Origin of the sequence: Sphingorhabdus sp. SMR4y (assembly GCF_002218195.1) — a bacterium.
Taxonomy (GTDB): domain Bacteria; phylum Pseudomonadota; class Alphaproteobacteria; order Sphingomonadales; family Sphingomonadaceae; genus Parasphingorhabdus.
This window is the reverse complement of the sequence record NZ_CP022336.1, coordinates 2,373,333-2,388,123: the sequence shown is the minus strand read 5'-3', so window position 1 is coordinate 2,388,123 and position 14,791 is coordinate 2,373,333. Positions and strand designations below refer to the sequence as shown.

Genomic DNA, 14,791 nt, shown 5'->3' with positions numbered 1-14,791 from the left:
GTGCGGTTTGTCGCACCACGTGCTTGTCCCTAGACTGGTCCCCAATCCGGTCACGGGAGAGGTGCGATAGTCGATAGCGAGACAGATGTTCTGATCATCGGTGCGGGGGCAGCGGGACTGACCGCCGCTCTGGCCGCGCATGAATCCGGCGCCTCGGTCCAGCTGATTGAAAAGCAGGACCGGCTGGGCGGAACCGCCGCGATTTCCGGTGGTGTGGTCTGGCTCCCCGGTCATGACCAGATGGCCGCGCAGGGCATCGCGGACAGCAACGCCGACGCATTGGCCTATTTCCGGTCGCTCGATCACGGCGAGATGGACGAGGCCACGCTCCGGGCCTTTGTCGCCGAGGCCGGACCGGCGCTCTCCTTCCTGACCGGCGTGGACGCGATCCGGCTGACGATGATGCCGGATTATCCGGACTATTATGAAGACCGCCCCGGCGCGAAAACGGGCGGCCGCTCGCTCGACAACGAACTGTTTGACTTCGGGACGCTCGGGCTCTGGAAGGACCGGGTGTTCGCACATGGCCCTGCACCCAGAATGATGTTGCGCGAAACGCCGCTCGGCGGCGGCAGCGGTGTAGTCGATCCGGCCGAATTGCAGCGCCGCGAAACCGAAGATTTGCGCGGCTGGGGACAGGCGCTGGTCGGGCGGCTGCTGAAGGCCTGTCTCGATCGCGGCATCGAGCCTGTTCTCGGATGCAGCGGTTATCGGCTTTCCCTTGATCAGGGCCGGGTAACCGGCGCGATTGTCGAACGCGGCGGCGAACAAGAGACAATCTCTGCGCGCAACGGCGTGATCCTGGCCACCGGCGGATTCGAATGGAATGATGCGCTGAAACACGCCTTCTTGCGCGGGCCGCTGGAGGCGCCGGCCTCGCCGCCGACCAATCGTGGCGATGGCCTGAAAATGGCGATGGCCGCGGGCGCGGGTCTGGGCAACATGACCAGCGCCTGGTGGGTACCCACTCTCGCCATTCCCGAAGCGCAATGGCAAAGCGGCGAAACCCGCAACATGCCGGTGCTGATCGAGCGGACCCTGCCGCACGGCATCATGGTCAACCGAACCGGCAAGAGATTCTGTAACGAAGCCGCCAATTATTCGGCCCTGGCCGGAGCCTTCCACGCCTTCGATCCGGCAACTTACGACTATCCCAACCTTCCCGCCTATCTGATTTTCGATTCGCACTATCGGGAGCGCTATCCGCTTTCATCGATCATGCCCGGCGCGCCTTTGCCCGATTGGGTGGCACAGGCCGATACGCTGGCAGAACTCGCAACCCAGATAGGCGTCGATGCCACCAACCTTCCGGCCACGGTAAACCGGTTCAATGACCAGGCCGAGCAGCTCGACGATCGGGATTTCGGTCGCGGCAAGACCGGCTATGACCGCTTCTATGGTGACCGTTCGCGGGACGGGGCCGCGGCCACATTGGGTGGCCTGACCAAGGCACCCTTTTATGCGGTGGAAATCCGGATGGGTGCGCTTGGTACCAATGGCGGCGCAAAAACCAATGCGCAGGCGCAGATTGTGGATGTCGACGGGGCGCCGATTGCCGGACTGTTCGGCGCCGGCAACGTGATCAGCGCCCCCACCGGCAGCGTCTATGCCGGAGCAGGCGGCACATTGGGCCCGGCTCTGACATTCGGCTATATCGCGGGCCGCGCGGCGGCGAGACGGGTCAATCAATGACCGGCACCATCAGGGAGATGAGATGAGATGACGGGCCTTCTGGATCAGTTCAAACTCGACGGCCAAGTCGCTGTCGTCACCGGCGCGGGCAAGGGCATCGGGCGAGCAATTGCGCTTGGCCTGGCCGAAGCGGGCGCCGATGTCGCCATTGCCGCACGCTCTGCCGATGACCTGCAAAAGGTCGCCGAAGAGATACGCGCAATGGGCCGTCGCGCAATAGCGGTGCCGACCGATGTCACGAGCCGCGCCGCTCTGGAGAACCTCGCCAACCGCGCGGTCGAGGAACTGGGGCGATTGACGATCTGGGTGAGCAATGCCGGTGGTCTGCCCGATGGCACGCCGCGCTATCTGACCCGCACGCCGGAAGACAGCTGGGACGCGCAAATCGAGCTGAACCTGAAGAGCGTCTGGATGGGCGCGGTCGCAGCCGCGACTCACATGGGCGAGAATGGCGGGGCAATCATCAATATCTCGTCCCGCGCGGCAATCGGAGGGCAAGTGAAAAACGCGCCCTATGGCGCGTCCAAGGCGGCGGTAAACAGCCTGACCGCCAGCCTGTCGCTGGAACTGGCTCCGAAAATCCGCGTCAATGCGGTGGCGCCGGGACCGATCCCGACCGAAAATTTCGACGAATCCATGGGCATCGATTCCGAAGAAAAGCGGGAAGCCCTGCTCAAACAGTTCCAGATACCGCTGGCCCGTTTCGGCCGGGAAGAGGATATTGCCGCCGCCGTGGTCTATATGGCTTCGCCCGCCTCCAGCTGGGTGACGGGCCAATGTCTTTATGTCACCGGTGGCAAATGATCCGTCAGGCGCGCTGGCGCTTCATCCATACCCAGACCCGCCAATAGTGGAAACCTGCCCACAGGTTGAATAGAGCCAGAACCGTCAGTGCCTGTTGCAACGCGCTTGCTTCCAGTTCCCGGTTGCCGCCGGCGAAATAGTCGGACAGACCGCCGACAAAGACCGGACCGATGCCAAGCCCGACCAGACCCGCGATCATCAGATAGATGGCCACGGCCATGGCCCGGGTCCGGTCGCTGGCCAGGGTCTGGACAGCGGCGAAGCTGGGGCCGAAATAGAAGGTCGCGGCGAAGGTCGGGATACCGAGCAGGGCAATGGCAATATTGGCGTTGTCGGCATAGATGGCGGCAATCATGCCGGGCGCGGCCAGCGCCAGCACAAGCCCGCTGGCCAGCAAGGGCAGGGCCGGGTCCCGCTTGCCGATCAGATCGCCGGTCTTGCCGCCAAACCAGGCCCCGAATCCGCCGGTCAAACCGACCATCACGCCGAGTTTCCAGCCGAGCTCGCCATAGTTCATGCCATGCACCCGGACAAACAGGCCGCCGTAGAAACTGGCGAGACCATAGGAGATGAATTGCACCAGAACGCCGGCTGCCACCAGATGCCAATAGGCGGGTTTGCGCGACAGTTCGATCAGGGCGGCGCGCAAGGTCATTTCGCCCGCCACGGGTTGGAAGGCCTTGGCCAGACTGACCTTGCCGCGCGGATCGGGCACGGTGAACCAGATCACCAGAGCGATGATGATGCCCGGCAGGCCAGCCAGCAGAAAGGCTGCGCGCCAGCTGAACATTTCGGTAATATAGCCGCCACCGGCATAGGCAATGAACGCACCGACGGGCACCGCTGCGCCCATGATACCGAGCGCACCGGCCCGGCGTTCCGGCGGAAACAGATCGGCGATCAGGCTGTGCGACGCCGGCGCCGATCCCGCCTCGCCGATGCCCACACCGACCCGCGCCAGAAACAGCTGCACGAAACTGCCCGCCATGCCGCACAGCACGGTCATCAGCGACCAGATGGCAATGGCGATGGCGATGATCCGGCTGCGGTTCCAGCGATCCGCCAGAGCCGCCAGCGGGATCGCCAGCGTGGTATAGAAAATCGCGAAGGACAGGCCGGTCATCAGGCCAAGCTGGGTATCGGACAATCCGAGATCGCGCTTGATCGGCTCGGCCACGATCGAGATCACCTGCCGGTCAAGAAAGTTGAGCATCGTCACGATGAACAGGATCGCAAGCGCGTAATTGGCGCGCCGCCGCGAGGCAGACGCATTGTCTGCCGAAATCTCGAAGCCCTCGTTGGGGCGAATGTCCTCTACCATCCCCCAGCTATGACAGGATTATTTTCTTCCCGGCACCCTTTGTTTAGCTAGGGCTGCCCATTGGTCAGATCAGAGCGACTGGCCGTCGTCGATGACAATATCCGACCCCGTGACCATCCGCGACGCATCGGAGGAAAAATAGAGCATCATCGGATCAAGCGATTCGATGTCCTGCAGGCGGCGACGGTGGAAGCCGGCAATCTGCGCTTGGCCACCTGCGGTCTGGTACCAGTCGCCCTGGATCTCGGTCGGAATATAGCCCGGGTGGATGGTGTTTACATTCACCCCCATCCGCACCCATTCGCGTGCCAGATTGCGGCCGAGATGAGTCACGCCGGCCTTGCTCGCGGCATAGGCGCTGTCGCCCTCGCCGGTCAGCCGCGAGGTGATCGATCCAATGATCACAATCCGGCCATTTTCCTTTTCCCGGCTGCCGCTGGCGATCAGCCGCTTGGCGCCTTCGCGCGCAACCAGATAGACGCCCTTGAAATTGGTATCGAGAAGCATCTGCAAACGGTCTGCGGACACATCGGTCGACCGCCCTGTCGCAGCGACACCGGCGTTCGCAACGATGGAATCGACCGTGCCAAATTGTGCTTCCGCCGCGTCATAGGCCGCGATGATCGACGCTTCATCGGTAACATCCAGTGGCACCGCCAGCGCCTTGCCGCCCTCGTCGATAATCTCTTTGGCCAGCGCATCGGTCCGGTCGGTTCGCCGGGCACCGAGCACGACATTCGCCCCCGCCTTAGCAAACAGCTTGGCAAAACGCGCGCCAAAACCCGATGATGCACCGGCGATCAGCGCGGTGCGGCCTTCCAGCGAAAAGGGGATATCCATAATGTCTCTGCTCCGGGATAGATTGTGCAACAAGCCCTAGACGATCCCGAAATGGTCGGCCAATAGTCAATTGCATAGGAGAAGATAATGATAGACACGTCCATCGATTTTACCGGCCAGACCGTTTGCATCATCGGCGGCTCGAGCGGCATCGGCAATGCCACCGCGCAAGCCTTTCGCGCCCAGGGTGCCGAGGTCCATGTCACCGGGACGCGGAGCAGCGAAGCCGATTATGACGCCGGGGAAGGATCCGACCTGACCGGCCTCGTCTATCATCAGCTCGATGCCGGAGACGATGCTGCAATCATCGCCCTGCGCCAGAAATTCACCCGGCTGGATATATTGGTCTGCTCGCAGGGCATGGTCCTATACAAGCGCGCCGAATTCGAACCGGAAAATTTCGCCAAGGTCGTGCAAGTCAATCTCAACAGCCTGATGACCTGCGCCGGGCAATTCTACGACCTGCTGAAAGAGGCCAAGGGGTCACTGGTCATCATCAGCTCGACCGCAGCCTTTCACGCCACCGTTGGAAACCCCGGCTATAATGCTTCCAAGGCCGGTGCCGCCGGCCTGACCCGCACATTGGGCAAGGCCTGGGCGCCGGACGGCATCCGGGTCAACGGTGTCGCACCGGGCCTGATCGCGACCAAGATGACCAAGGTGACGACCGACAATCCCAAGCGGCGGGACGCAACCATCCGGTCGATCCCGCTCGGCCGCATCGGTGATCCCGAAGACATGGCCGGGCTGGTACTCTTCCTCGCCTCGCCGCTGGCCGGCTATATCGTCGGGCAGACAATTATCGCGGACGGAGGGCTATTGCTCTAGCGCCAGCCCGGACGGCGTATCGGCCATCGCCTGGCTGGTCCACCAGAACAGGGCGACCGATACGGTCAGACTGATCACCGCAGTCACCATCACCGCATAGCTCAGCGACATTGCGCCATATTGATCGGCCCAGCCGTCGCTCATCACGCCGATCAGCGCCGGTCCGATCGCATAGCCGAGCAGATTGGCCAGCAGGCTGCCGATGGCCGAGGCCGTGCCCCGCTCGGTCGGTTTTACCGCAGCCTGCATCATCGAATAGGCCGCGCCCTGGGTGGAAACGAGCAGGATATAGCCGACAATATAGAGGCCCAGCGTCCATTGCAGGCTGTCGGCGAGCAGGCAGGAGGCCCAGAACGGCAGGGTCAGGCCAAGCGCCAGGGCGCAATACCACGGACGCCATTTCGGGGTTCTCTTTGCCAGATGGTCGGCCAGAAAGCCGCCGAAGATCATGCCGGGTACACCGCCGATAAACAGCACCGCACCGAGATAGAGACCGGCCTCCCCCTGGGTGATTTCAAATTTGCGCATCAGGATCGGCGCCAGCCAGATGGCGAAGGCGAAGGCGGGAACATTGGCGAAGGCATTGGCCGTGATCACCCGGGCGAGAACGGAGTTGCGCCAGAGCGACAGCATCGCTGTCCTGAACGGCTCCTGTTTCGCGACACCGGCAGCGCTCGCATCGGCCGGGAAAAATCGGCCGCGCACCGGTTCCTTAACAGTCAGATAAAGTATGATACCAAGCAACACGCCGGGCAGTCCAAGCACGATAAACGCCCAGCGCCAGCCATATTCCGCCGCCAGATAACCGCCCGCCGAATAGCCGAGAACCGGACCGAGCACAGCGCCTGCGGTAAATATACCCATGGCACGCGATAGTTCGTGTGGGGCAAAATAGTCGGTGATGATCGATACCGACGGTGGTGCTCCACCGGCTTCTCCAACCCCGACGCCGAGACGCGCCAGAAACAGTGTCCAAAACCCCACCGCAGCGCCGCAAAGCGCGGCCATGATACTCCAGAGCGAAACCGCGATGGCGACCATGGTCTTGCGATTGGTGCGGTCCGCTAGCCGACCGGCCGGAATGCCAAGCAACAGATAGAAAACCGTGAAAGCGGTGCCGGCGAGCAGTCCGATCTGCGTATCGCTCAACAGGAACTCGGCCTTGATGTCCTCGATCAGGATCGACATCACCAGACGGTCGGTGATGTTGAACATGAAGGTCAGCATCAGCATGATCAGAACATAATATCGATAGACGCCGCCAGTGGCCGGGCCGGTATTGGAATTCATCTACACCCTCTCCAAAGGACGATGCAGGCCTAGCGTGAAAAAGGGGACAGAACCAGCGTGGCTCTATCCCCTTAATTGATAGGAGCAATACTTGTATCGCCCCACGATGTCGTTCGTGCCGAGCTTGTCAAAGCACATTGCAGGCCGCTCTGTGCCGCGTTCATCCTGCTACAGGCTCAGGACGAACGGTTTTGTTCTCCTAGCCCGCTGTCAGCGCAATGTGCCGCCGCATATGATGATCAACGCTGCCGAATTCGCCCTCGATGATCGACAGCCGCTTGAAATAGCTGCCCACTGCCAGTTCGTCGGTCATGCCCATGCCGCCATGGGTCTGGATCGCCGACTGGCCGATGAAGCGCGCGGCCTGGCCGATACGAACCTTGGCAGCGGAGACATTCTTCTTGCGCGTCGCGTCATCCTCGTCGAGCTTGATCGTCGCCAGATAGCACATCGATACCGACTGCTCATATTCCATCAGCATGTCGGCCATCCGATGCTGCAACACCTGGAAGGATCCGATCGGCGTGCCGAACTGTTTGCGCTGGCGTGAATAGTCGACGGTGGTTTCATGGGTCACCTTCATCGCGCCAACCGCTTCGGCGCAAACCGCTGCGGTCGCTTCGTCAACGACCTTCTCGATCAGGGGCAGGCCGTTACCCGCATCGCCGATCAGGGCATCGCCCGAAACTTTGACATTTTCGAAATAGACTTCCGAAGCGCGGCGGCCGTCGACCGTCGCATAGTCGCGGGTGCTGACGCCCTGTGCCGCCTTGTCGACGATGAACACGGAGACACCGTCCTTGTCGCTCTGTCCGCCCGACGTGCGCGCGGTGACAACCAGATGCGTCGCCCAGGGCGCGCCAATGACAACCGCCTTGTGACCGTTGATGACATAATCGCCGCCATCGGCCTTGGCCGTGGTTTCCAGATTGGCGAGATCATAGCGTCCGCGCGGTTCGGCATAGGCAAAGGCAAACACCATCTCGCCGGAAATGATGCCGCCGATATATTCTTCACGCTGCGCCGAATTGCCGCCATGTTTCAGGGCCCCGCCAGCGCAGACCACCGATGGAACGAACGGTTCGACCGCCAGGCCCTTGCCGAATTCTTCCATTATGATCATCGCTTCGGTGGCGCCGCCAAAGCCGCCATCTTCTTCCGAAAACGGGGCCGCCAGCATGCCCAGTTCGGCGAGCTGTGCCCACAGTTCCGGCCGCCAGCCGGATTCGCTTGCGACAACGCTGCGACGCGTATCGAAATCATATTCCTCGCGGATCAGGCGTGAAATGCCGTCGCGCACCATATTCTGTTCGTCGGTAAAATCGAAATCCATGATAATTCCCCTCTGTCGGTCCGGTTAAAGGCCGAGGATCATTTTGGTGATGATGTTGCGCTGGATCTCGTTGGACCCGCCGTAGATCGACGTCTTGCGCATGTTGAAATAGGTCGGCGCCGCGTGATGGGCATAGTCCGGACCGATCGGGAAGTCGTTCGACCCGTCATCCGGGAAGCTGCGGAAATCGGGCGCGCCATAATGGCCGACCGCTTCCAGCGTCAGCTCGGTCAGCCGCTGCTGGATTTCCGTCCCCTTGACCTTGAGCAGGGAGCTTTCCGGTCCCGGCCCCTTGCCCGCCTGTTCGCCGGCCAGCGTCCGCAGTTCGGTGATTTCCAGCGCCGAGAGATCGATCTCCAGCTGGCTGATCTTCTGTGCAAACCCCATATCCTCGAGCAGCGGCTTGCCGTCGAGCATTTCCGAGGCAGCAATTTCCTTGAGCTGTTCGACACCACGTTTCGACCGCGCGACGCCGGCGATGCCGGAGCGTTCGTGCGCCAGTAGGAACTTGGCGTAGGTCCAGCCCTTATTCTCTTCGCCGATCAGATTGGTCGCCGGTACGCGGACATCGGTCAGCCATACTTCGTTGACCTCGTAACCGCCGTCGATCAGCTTGATCGGGCGCACTTCAATGCCCGGCGTGTTCATGTCGACGAGAATGAAGCTGATACCCATTTGCGGTTTCGGTGCATCCGGGTCAGTGCGGCACAGGAAGAACCCCCAGTCGGCATGCTGCGCCAGCGTCGTCCAGGTCTTCTGGCCGTTGATGATATAATCGTCACCATCACGCACCGCGGTGGTCTTCAGCGAAGCCAGATCGGAACCGGCGCCGGGCTCGGAATAGCCTTGGCACCACCATACATCGCCCGAACGGATGCCGGGCAGATGTTCGGCTTTCTGTTCTTCATTGCCGAATGTGTAGATCACCGGGCCAACCATCGAAACGCCGAAGGGCAGCGGCATGACCGTGTTTTTCCGGGCATTTTCCTCGCCCCAGATATAGCGCTGCGTCGGCGTCCAGCCGGTGCCGCCATATTCCGTTGGCCAGGCCGGAACCGACCAGCCCTTTTTGCCGAGAATCTTGTGCCAGGCGAGCATGTCCTCGGGACTCAGTTCATCCTGAACACCGCGAGTCCCGATATCTTTCGGATAATTATTGTCAATAAAGTCACGCACTTCGGCGCGAAAGGCCTTTTCTTCTTCTGTGAATTCCAGATTCATGGGAGTGCTCCTTGGTCAGAATTTGGCCGGACTATAAGCTGAAAACCGCGCAAAACAAGCAATTAACCGAGCAATTAAGCTGACGCTACGGCAAGCGTGGATCGCGAGCATCTGCTGTCCGCCAGTCGGAGAGGATCACAGCGCAATGAACCGCGCGCTGCCGATCGCATAGAATATATTCAGGGACATTGCGTCGCCCCCTTCCTGCCACTGATGCGCGGGCGATGCCATGTCCCAAAGGCCACTTGGCTTGCAACAATCCCTTCGCTATCCATTGCAAATTGCTATTCAAATATTCGGGTGAAACTTCCATGATCAAGCTGAACGTCAACGGTCTGACCCGGGAGGTTGATGCCGACCCGGCGACACCGATATTGTGGGTCGTTCGCGAGAGTTTGAAGTTGCCCGGCACCAAATTCGGTTGCGGCATCGCTCAGTGCGGCGCCTGCACCGTGCATCTCGACGGCAAGCCGGTGCGCAGCTGCTCGACTCCGGTTTCAGCCGCCGAAGGCAAGTCCATTACCACCATCGAGGGCATTGCCGGTGCAGTCGGCACCTTGCACAAGGTGCAGCAAACGTGGATCGAAGCGCAGGTTCCGCAATGCGGCTATTGCCAGTCCGGCCAGATCATGGCGGCAACCGCGCTGCTGGAAAAACATCCCCGGCCAACCGATGCACAGATTGATGCGGCCATGGCCGGCAATATCTGCCGCTGCGGCATGTATGGACGGATCCGCAAGGCGATCAAGGCCGCCGCGAATAGCGAACAACCCGCAAAAGTGGAGGCCTAGCTCATGGGCAAATGGACAAGACGCGCATTCATCGGCGCCGGCGTTGCTGCGGGCGGCGCCCTGGTCGTGGGCATTGCCGTGCGGCCCGGCGATCCGAGCGACGAACTCAAGGCATCGATTGCCGGAGGCGAAGGCGAACAATTGCTCAACAGCTGGGTTAAAATCGCGCCGGACAACAGGATCACCGCGATCGTGCCCCATGCCGAAATGGGCCAGGGCACGCACAGCGTGCTCGCCCAGATGCTCGCCGACGAACTGGATGCAGACTGGGATACGGTCGCCGTGCTCGAAGCGCCCGGTGTGCGCACTTATGCGTCAGCCGACATTGTCCGGGATTTTCTGACCCCCAAGCTGGAAGTTCCGGCGATTCTGGAACCCACCGCGCAGGGCGGCTTTCTGGCGCTCGCTGATATGCTGTCGCTGACCATCACCGGCGGCAGTTTCTCCATTCGCGGCGTCGGACAGCGCAGCATCCGCACCGCCGGCGCCGCCGCGCGTGAAATGCTGATCGCCGCAGCGGCCGAGACATGGGGCGTTCCCGCCGAGGAGATCACCACCGCCAACAGCATGGTGAACCACGCGCCGTCCAACCGGTCTGCGACCTATGGCGCTCTGGCCGAGGCGGCTGCAAAGCAGCCCGTGCCGGCCAAACCGCAGCGCAAGACTGTCAGTGAATTCAAGCTGATGGGCCAGCCGATGCCGCGCAAGGATATCCCCTCCAAGGTCGACGGCACGGCAAGCTTTGGGATTGATGTCGATATCGAAGGTATGAAATACGCAGCGGTCAAGGCTCCGCCGGTGCTCGGCGCAAGCGTCACCAGCATGGATGCAAGCACCGCCAAAGCCATGCCGGGCGTGCTGCAGATTTTGAACATGGGCGATTTTGTTGCGGTCATTGCCGATGGCTATTGGCAGGCGCAGCAGGCACTCAACACCATCGATACCACTTATTCCGAAGCCGAAGGCCAGGAGCTGGATAGCGACGCCATATTTGCGCGCTACGCGCAGGCGATGGACGACGCAGGCAGCGACGGCGGCGATATCGAGATCGAAGAAGGTGATGCTGTAAGCGCACTCGCCGATGCGGCAAAAACCGTCAAGGCAGACTATCGGGTGCCGTTTCTGGCCCACGCCACGATGGAGCCGATGAATTGCGCCGCCCGCATCGCCGGCGGGCGCTGCGATCTGTGGCTTGGCACCCAGAATCCCATCGGGGTGCGGCGCGATGTTGCCGCAGCGCTGGGAATGGATGCCGATGATGTGCATGTCGAGAATCAATATCTCGGCGGCGGGTTCGGGCGCCGTTCGATCACCGACGTCCCGATCATGGCGGCGCGGCTGGCCAAGGCGGCCGGCTATCCGGTCAAGATGATATGGTCACGCGAGGAAGATGTCGCGCAGGATCTTTTCCGTCCGTCAGCTTCCACGCGCTTTGCCGCCGGTTTCGACGCCGCCGGCAATCTCGACAGCTGGACCAATATCCATGTCCATTCCTTTGATCCCAAGGAAGCGGCGAAAATCAAACATTATGCCATTCCCAACAAGTTGATCCGCAAGGTCGATGCACCGACCCATTTGCGTTTCGGTCCGTGGCGGTCGGTTGACCAGAGCCACCAGGGCTGGTTCATCGAATCCTTTGTCGACGAGCTTGCGGATGCCGCCGGCAAAGACCCGCTCGCCTTTCGCCAGACATTGCTGGCCGGCGAAGCGCGCCATCTCGCCGTCCTCAACAAGGCCGCCGATATGGCCAATTGGGGCAGTCCGATGCCCGACGGCCATGGCCGTGGCATCGCCTTCATTCCTTCTTTCAATTCGGTCGTGGCGCAGGTGGCGGAAGTGGATATGACAGGCGCGAAACCCCGTGTAACGAAAGTATATTGTTGCGCCGATGTCGGTTTCGCGATGAACCCGGATGCCGTCATCGCGCAGATGGAAAGCGCCATTGCCTATGGTCTGACCGCCGCCCTATACGGCGAGATCACGGTCAGGGACGGCGCGGTCCAGCAGAGCAACTTCCACGATTATAATATGCTGCGGATCAACGAAACGCCCGAAATCGAGGTGGCGCTGATCAATGGCGATCATGACCGGATTGGCGGCGCGGGCGAACCGGGCCTGCCGCCGATCGCGCCCGCCGTCACCAATGCGATTTTTGCGGCGACCGGCAAGCGGCTCCGCGAACTGCCGATTGCCAAGCATGATTTTGCCTGACCGGAGACCTGAAATGCTGAAATATATTCGCGCTGCTGCTCTGTCATCGCTGTTCGTCCTGGCTGGCTGTGGCAGCGACCCGGCACCGGAACCGCTCGAACAGATCATCGTCCGCGAACCCGGCACGGCACCGGCCATTGCTGCTGCTCCGGCCGACGCACCGGCGAGCACATTGATCGCCGACGGGAAGGCCGCTTTTGCCAATTGCTCCGCCTGCCACAGTCTGGAACAGGGTGCGCCCAATGGTGTCGGCCCCAATCTGGTCGGCATTGTCGGACAGGCCGCCGGTGAGGTTGCCGGTTTTGCCTATTCGGACGCGCTCAAGGCGTCCGGTATCGTTTGGACAGCGGCAGAACTGGACAGCTTCATTGCCGACCCGGCCGGTAAAATTCCCGGTACGACGATGGTCGCGGGGGCAATCGCGGAACCGTCAAAACGACAGGCCGTCATTGCCTATATCGAAAGCGTGACCGCCAATTGAACCCGCGCCCCGGGATGATGCTGGCGCTGCTGGCCGCCGGACAATCGCACCGATTTGGCGATCAGGACAAGCTCGGTGCCTTGCTGGGCGGCAAGAGGCTCGGCCTGCACGGCGCTGCAGCGGCGGCAGACATGCCCTTCTCGCACAGGCTGGTGATTGCATTGCCGGACCATATCTGTGCGGCGGGCTGGCGCGCTATGGGTTACCAACCGATCGCCAACGCCGCCGCTGCCGACGGCCAGTCGACGTCCGTCCGGCTCGCCGCGCGGCAAGCTGTGCAGGCTGGAGCCAGCGCCCTTTGCATCATGCTGGCCGATATGCCCTTCGTGACCAGCGGCCATCTCGGCAATCTGATCGAGCGTTTCGACCAGGCCGGTGAAACAAGGACCGTGGCATCGGCGCGCAGCGGACAGGCAATGCCGCCGGCCATATTCCCGTCGGGCGCGCTGGACAATTTGTTGAAATTGCGAGGCGATGCCGGCGCGCGCATGCTCTTGGCTGACGCTCTTCTGGTGGCAGGCAGCGATCAGCTGCTGATGGATATAGACACGACAGACGATCTCGCTGAAGCCAACAGATTGTTCCGGTAAATCAACCCCTCACCCGCTGCAACACGCTCAGTCGCGGTCCAGCCGCTGTCCCAGTTTCACGAAGAACACGATCAGGAACGGCACCAGCAGGAAGGACAATGCCACTTTCGCCGAGCCCTGGCCCACCAGCAATTGCGCGATCGGCCGCTCGCCGTAAAAGGCGATGGTGATGAAGATGATGGTATCGACAAGCTGCGACAGCGCGCTGGCAATCGCCGCGCGCAAGGCCAGCATCCGGCCTTTCATCGCCGCCAGCCGCGAGAAGATATAGACGTTGAGAAACTGTGACACGCCATAGGCGATAATCCCGGCGAACATCAGCCGTGCGCCCTGCTCCAATATGATCGGAAAGGCCTCTTTCGCCGGTTCGTACATCCCCGGATCGGTCGGCAACGCCAGCACGATCTGGATCAGGACGATGGCGGTAATCAGCGGCACGAAGCCGAGACGCACCAGCCGGTTCGCGACATCCCGGCCATGCAGTTCTGCAACCGAGCTGGACAGGACCACCAGCAACAGAAACGGAAAGATCCCCGCTTCCACCGCGAGGGGTCCGATCGCGACCTGCTTCGCGCCCAATATTCCGGCGATACAGGTCATGCCGCCATAGAGCACGGCAAAGACAAACAGGGATCGCGGGATGAGGTTGGTTTTCGATAATTCGGTCATCGCGAACGCCTAGCGCGATCGGCAGCGAAAAAAAAGAAATAGTCACAAGTGTGATTTTTTCTATAGGGGGACAGAATATCACATGTAGCAGATCGCGGCCCTTGGTGTCGCGCCATCGGGGGATAATTTGCAGAGACTGGCAGTATATTGTGGCGCCAATGCCGGACAGGATCCGGCTTATGCCGAATCGACGGTTCTTCTTGGTCAGGCCATGGCAAAGCGCGATGTCGAACTGGTTTACGGCGGCGGCAGGCTGGGACTGATGGGCATTATCGCCGATACGGTGCTGGCCGAGGGCGGCCGCGTCCACGGCGTTATTCCCGAAATGCTGAAAGATCTGGAAGTCGCGCACACCGGCATCACGGAATTGCATATCGTCAGAAATATGCACGAGCGCAAAGCCAAGATGACCGATCTGACCGACGCCTTTGTCGCCCTGCCCGGCGGCGTCGGCACGATGGACGAGCTGTTCGAGGCCTGGAGCTGGAACGCACTCGGCTATCACAACAAGCCCTTCGCGATATTGAATATCGGCGGCTACTGGGATTCGCTGATCGATTTTCTCGACAAAATGTCGGAACAGGGATTCGTGTCCGCCGAACGGCGCAAGCATCTTATCGTCTCCGACAATATCGATGACTGCCTCGACCGGCTCGCCGCTGCCTGCAATAATGAAACCGGCAGCTTTACCTGGTGAACCGGGTCCGACCTGAAACAGCG

The 14,791-nt window shown here is 61.3% G+C and carries 14 protein-coding genes; 8 read left to right on the top strand and 6 right to left on the bottom strand.

Features of this window, described 5'->3' with window-relative positions; translation table 11 throughout:
• The first annotated feature begins 66 nt into the window (after positions 1-66).
• Positions 67-1,692, top strand: coding sequence for an FAD-dependent oxidoreductase (locus SPHFLASMR4Y_RS11510; RefSeq protein WP_089133672.1), 1,626 nt, complete (start codon positions 67-69; stop codon positions 1,690-1,692).
• A gap of 27 nt (positions 1,693-1,719) precedes the next feature.
• Positions 1,720-2,496, top strand: coding sequence for an SDR family NAD(P)-dependent oxidoreductase (locus tag SPHFLASMR4Y_RS11505; protein WP_089133671.1), 777 nt, complete (start codon positions 1,720-1,722; stop codon positions 2,494-2,496).
• A gap of 4 nt (positions 2,497-2,500) precedes the next feature.
• Here SPHFLASMR4Y_RS11505 and SPHFLASMR4Y_RS11500 read toward each other — a convergent pair whose 3' ends face one another.
• Both SPHFLASMR4Y_RS11500 and SPHFLASMR4Y_RS11495 read right to left on the bottom strand, forming a co-directional pair.
• Entirely contained in the window at positions 2,501-3,817 is a 1,317-nt protein-coding gene (locus SPHFLASMR4Y_RS11500) for a spinster family MFS transporter (protein ID WP_089133670.1), read from the bottom strand.
• Positions 3,818-3,886: 69 nt separating this feature from the next.
• Positions 3,887-4,657, bottom strand: coding sequence for an SDR family NAD(P)-dependent oxidoreductase (locus SPHFLASMR4Y_RS11495; RefSeq protein WP_089133669.1), 771 nt, complete (start codon positions 4,655-4,657; stop codon positions 3,887-3,889).
• 87 nt (positions 4,658-4,744) lie between these two features.
• Between SPHFLASMR4Y_RS11495 and SPHFLASMR4Y_RS11490 the strand changes: the two genes are divergently transcribed.
• The gene (locus SPHFLASMR4Y_RS11490) at positions 4,745-5,485 is read left to right on the top strand and encodes an SDR family NAD(P)-dependent oxidoreductase (RefSeq protein ID WP_089133668.1); all 741 of its coding nucleotides are present in this window, start codon (positions 4,745-4,747) and stop codon (positions 5,483-5,485) included.
• Here the strand turns inward: SPHFLASMR4Y_RS11490 and SPHFLASMR4Y_RS11485 are convergent.
• The 3 genes from SPHFLASMR4Y_RS11485 to SPHFLASMR4Y_RS11475 form a co-directional block, all read right to left on the bottom strand.
• Positions 5,474-6,775, bottom strand: a complete 1,302-nt coding sequence (locus tag SPHFLASMR4Y_RS11485) for a spinster family MFS transporter (protein WP_089133667.1) — start codon at positions 6,773-6,775, stop codon at positions 5,474-5,476. The genes SPHFLASMR4Y_RS11490 and SPHFLASMR4Y_RS11485 overlap by 12 nt on opposite strands.
• Positions 6,776-6,974: 199 nt before the next feature.
• The gene (locus SPHFLASMR4Y_RS11480; protein ID WP_089133666.1) at positions 6,975-8,108 is read right to left on the bottom strand and encodes an acyl-CoA dehydrogenase family protein; all 1,134 of its coding nucleotides are present in this window, start codon (positions 8,106-8,108) and stop codon (positions 6,975-6,977) included.
• Positions 8,109-8,132: 24 nt separating this feature from the next.
• Positions 8,133-9,329, bottom strand: coding sequence for an acyl-CoA dehydrogenase family protein (locus SPHFLASMR4Y_RS11475; protein WP_089133665.1), 1,197 nt, complete (start codon positions 9,327-9,329; stop codon positions 8,133-8,135).
• A gap of 311 nt (positions 9,330-9,640) precedes the next feature.
• On the opposite strand from SPHFLASMR4Y_RS11475, the gene SPHFLASMR4Y_RS11470 reads away from it, so the two are divergent.
• Genes SPHFLASMR4Y_RS11470 through SPHFLASMR4Y_RS11455 form a run of 4 tightly spaced genes read left to right on the top strand, consistent with a single transcriptional unit; the run spans position 9,641 to position 13,402 of the window.
• On the top strand, positions 9,641-10,120 hold the full coding sequence (locus tag SPHFLASMR4Y_RS11470) for a (2Fe-2S)-binding protein (RefSeq protein WP_089133664.1): 480 nt from the start codon (positions 9,641-9,643) through the stop codon (positions 10,118-10,120).
• Between the two features lie 3 nt (positions 10,121-10,123).
• The gene (locus tag SPHFLASMR4Y_RS11465) at positions 10,124-12,331 is read left to right on the top strand and encodes a xanthine dehydrogenase family protein molybdopterin-binding subunit (protein ID WP_089133663.1); all 2,208 of its coding nucleotides are present in this window, start codon (positions 10,124-10,126) and stop codon (positions 12,329-12,331) included.
• Positions 12,332-12,344: 13 nt separating this feature from the next.
• Positions 12,345-12,812 carry a c-type cytochrome gene (locus tag SPHFLASMR4Y_RS11460; protein ID WP_260806951.1) on the top strand — a complete coding sequence of 156 codons (468 nt, stop codon included), beginning with the start codon at positions 12,345-12,347 and terminating at the stop codon, positions 12,810-12,812.
• Positions 12,809-13,402: an NTP transferase domain-containing protein gene (locus tag SPHFLASMR4Y_RS11455; protein WP_145955524.1), complete on the top strand. Its 594-nt coding sequence runs from the start codon at positions 12,809-12,811 to the stop codon at positions 13,400-13,402. Before SPHFLASMR4Y_RS11460 ends, SPHFLASMR4Y_RS11455 begins: the two co-directional genes overlap by 4 nt.
• A gap of 27 nt (positions 13,403-13,429) precedes the next feature.
• On the opposite strand, the gene SPHFLASMR4Y_RS11450 is transcribed toward SPHFLASMR4Y_RS11455, so the two are convergent.
• Positions 13,430-14,071, bottom strand: a complete 642-nt coding sequence (locus tag SPHFLASMR4Y_RS11450; RefSeq protein ID WP_089133661.1) for a queuosine precursor transporter — start codon at positions 14,069-14,071, stop codon at positions 13,430-13,432.
• 127 nt (positions 14,072-14,198) lie between these two features.
• Here SPHFLASMR4Y_RS11450 and SPHFLASMR4Y_RS11445 point away from each other — a divergent pair, with 127 nt between their 5' ends.
• Complete coding sequence (locus tag SPHFLASMR4Y_RS11445) at positions 14,199-14,768, top strand: TIGR00730 family Rossman fold protein (protein WP_089133660.1); 570 nt, start codon at positions 14,199-14,201, stop codon at positions 14,766-14,768.
• The last annotated feature ends 23 nt before the right edge of the window (positions 14,769-14,791 follow it).

Bases quoted from the DNA above. Each gene is read 5' to 3' on its own strand.
- SPHFLASMR4Y_RS11505 (WP_089133671.1), top strand. From the start codon at position 1,720: ATGACGGGCCTTCTGGATCAGTTCAAACTCGACGGCCAAGTCGCTGTC.
- SPHFLASMR4Y_RS11500 (WP_089133670.1), bottom strand. From the start codon at position 3,817: ATGGTAGAGGACATTCGCCCCAACGAGGGCTTCGAGATTTCGGCAGAC.
- SPHFLASMR4Y_RS11495 (WP_089133669.1), bottom strand. From the start codon at position 4,657: ATGGATATCCCCTTTTCGCTGGAAGGCCGCACCGCGCTGATCGCCGGT.
- SPHFLASMR4Y_RS11490 (WP_089133668.1), top strand. From the start codon at position 4,745: ATGATAGACACGTCCATCGATTTTACCGGCCAGACCGTTTGCATCATC.
- SPHFLASMR4Y_RS11485 (WP_089133667.1), bottom strand. From the start codon at position 6,775: ATGAATTCCAATACCGGCCCGGCCACTGGCGGCGTCTATCGATATTAT.
- SPHFLASMR4Y_RS11480 (WP_089133666.1), bottom strand. From the start codon at position 8,108: ATGGATTTCGATTTTACCGACGAACAGAATATGGTGCGCGACGGCATT.
- SPHFLASMR4Y_RS11475 (WP_089133665.1), bottom strand. From the start codon at position 9,329: ATGAATCTGGAATTCACAGAAGAAGAAAAGGCCTTTCGCGCCGAAGTG.
- SPHFLASMR4Y_RS11470 (WP_089133664.1), top strand. From the start codon at position 9,641: ATGATCAAGCTGAACGTCAACGGTCTGACCCGGGAGGTTGATGCCGAC.
- SPHFLASMR4Y_RS11465 (WP_089133663.1), top strand. From the start codon at position 10,124: ATGGGCAAATGGACAAGACGCGCATTCATCGGCGCCGGCGTTGCTGCG.
- SPHFLASMR4Y_RS11460 (WP_260806951.1), top strand. From the start codon at position 12,345: ATGCTGAAATATATTCGCGCTGCTGCTCTGTCATCGCTGTTCGTCCTG.
- SPHFLASMR4Y_RS11450 (WP_089133661.1), bottom strand. From the start codon at position 14,071: ATGACCGAATTATCGAAAACCAACCTCATCCCGCGATCCCTGTTTGTC.